General features: G+C 67.7%; 2 protein-coding genes. One reads left to right on the top strand and one right to left on the bottom strand.

The annotated features are described in order from the left end of the window. Nucleotides 1-28 precede the first annotated feature (28 nt). On the bottom strand, nucleotides 29-346 hold the full coding sequence (locus tag ABEA43_RS67650; protein WP_345581520.1) for a hypothetical protein: 318 nt from the start codon (nucleotides 344-346) through the stop codon (nucleotides 29-31). Nucleotides 347-444: 98 nt separating this feature from the next. Here ABEA43_RS67650 and ABEA43_RS67645 point away from each other — a divergent pair, with 98 nt between their 5' ends. Then, nucleotides 445-1,641: an IS630 family transposase gene (locus tag ABEA43_RS67645; protein ID WP_345581517.1), complete on the top strand. Its 1,197-nt coding sequence runs from the start codon at nucleotides 445-447 to the stop codon at nucleotides 1,639-1,641. Nucleotides 1,642-1,674: the final 33 nt, after the last annotated feature.

Genomic DNA, 1,674 nt, shown 5'->3' with positions numbered 1-1,674 from the left:
AGTGGTCCTGCCCGTAAGTCCTTCGGGGTCAGTGGCTGAGGTAGAGACCGCAGGCGCAGTCGAGGGCTTCTTGGGGCGTGCCCGCCGACATGCCGGAAGGCAGGATCTGGTTCTCGTACTTGCCGCTGCTGGCAAGGTAGAGCCCGAACCCCCAGATGGAAGCCGATCCGCCGTAACGGAGCCGGATGAGGGACAGCCGGTCTCCGTCGGCCAGTTCACCTTCGACGTAGGCGAATGAGCCGTGGTAGCGGACGTGCAGGCCCACCAGTTGAGGCCAGCGATCGCGGGCGTGCTGGCGTAGTCGCTGGGCCAGAGAGGTCTTGGTCGACTCCGGAATGGCGGGCATGCGCCCTATCTTGCCGTCCGGCGTGTCGATCACACCCGGGCGGTGGATATCGGGGCAAAGTGGCAGCGCCCCTTATAAGATCACCGAAAGCGTTCCGCGTGCCCGCCCCTCGTGCCCGCCAGATCGCCTTGACCGCCTCCGAGCGACGGCGGTTGAAGAAGCTGGCCCATTCTCATACGGCCCCCTATCAGCAGGTCGTTCGCGTCCGGATCGTGCTGGATGCCGCGCACGGCTACTCCAACGCGCGGATCGCCCTGCGACAACAGGTCCACCTCGATACCGTCCGCCGATGGCGTGGCCGCTACGCCGGCCAGGGCATCGACGGGCTCAAGGACCGGCCCCGCAGCGGCCGGCCGCCCCGCTTCACTCCCGTCCAGCGGGCCGAGGTCACGGCGCTGGCCTGCCAGCTGCCGGCCGAGACCGGGATGCCGCTGTCCCGCTGGAGCAGCACCGACCTGGCCCGTGAAGCCGTCGGCCGGGGCATCGCCGAGGCGATGTCCGCCTCGACCGTCCGCCGGATCCTGTCCGCCGACGTGCTCAAGCCCTGGCAGCACGCCTCCTGGATGTTCATCCGCGACCCCGACTTCGCCACCAAGGCCGCCCGCGTGCTCGGCCTCTACCAGCGCATCTGGGACGGCCAGCTCCTGGCCGGCAACGAGTACGTGATCTCCTGCGACGAGAAGACTTCGATCCAGGCCCGCTGCCGCTGCCATCCCACCCTGCCGCCCGGCACCGCCCGGATGATGCGCCTCAACCACGACTACGACCGTGGCGGCGCGCTGGCCTACCTGGCCGCCTACGACGTTCACCAGGCCCGCGTGTTCGGGCGCTGCTCGCCCAGGACGGGCATCGTCCCGTTCATGGATCTGGTCGAGCAGGTCATGACGCAAGAGCCGTATGCCTCAGCCCGGCGGGTGTTCTGGGTCGTGGACAACGGCTCCTCACACCGTGGCAAGGCAGCCGCCGACCGGCTTACCGCCCGCTTCCCCAACGCGGTGATGGTCCACACTCCCGTGCACGCGTCCTGGCTGAACCAAGTGGAGATCTTCTTTTCCATCGTGCAGCGCAAGGTGGTCACACCCAACGACTTCACCGGGCTTGACCAGGTCGAAGACCGGCTGATCGCCTTCGAGCGCCGTTACAACGAGACCGCCCGGCCCTTCAAATGGAAGTTCACCCCGGCCGACCTCGAGGACCTGATGGCCCGGATCGAGCGACACGAACAGAAGGAGCGCCACTTCCAGCAACCCGCTGGCTGCGGCCACCAGCCTGCCGCACTATCCGCGGCCGTGTGAACCCTCGCATGACTTACGGACTGGACCACTAAG

Source organism: Nonomuraea rosea (genome assembly GCF_039539705.1).
Taxonomy (GTDB): Bacteria; Actinomycetota; Actinomycetes; order Streptosporangiales; family Streptosporangiaceae; genus Nonomuraea; species Nonomuraea rosea.
This window is presented reverse-complemented; position numbering and strand designations above follow the sequence as displayed.

Coding starts and splice junctions, on each gene's coding strand:
- ABEA43_RS67650 (WP_345581520.1), bottom strand. CDS start 346: ATGCCCGCCATTCCGGAGTCGACCAAGACCTCTCTGGCCCAGCGACTA.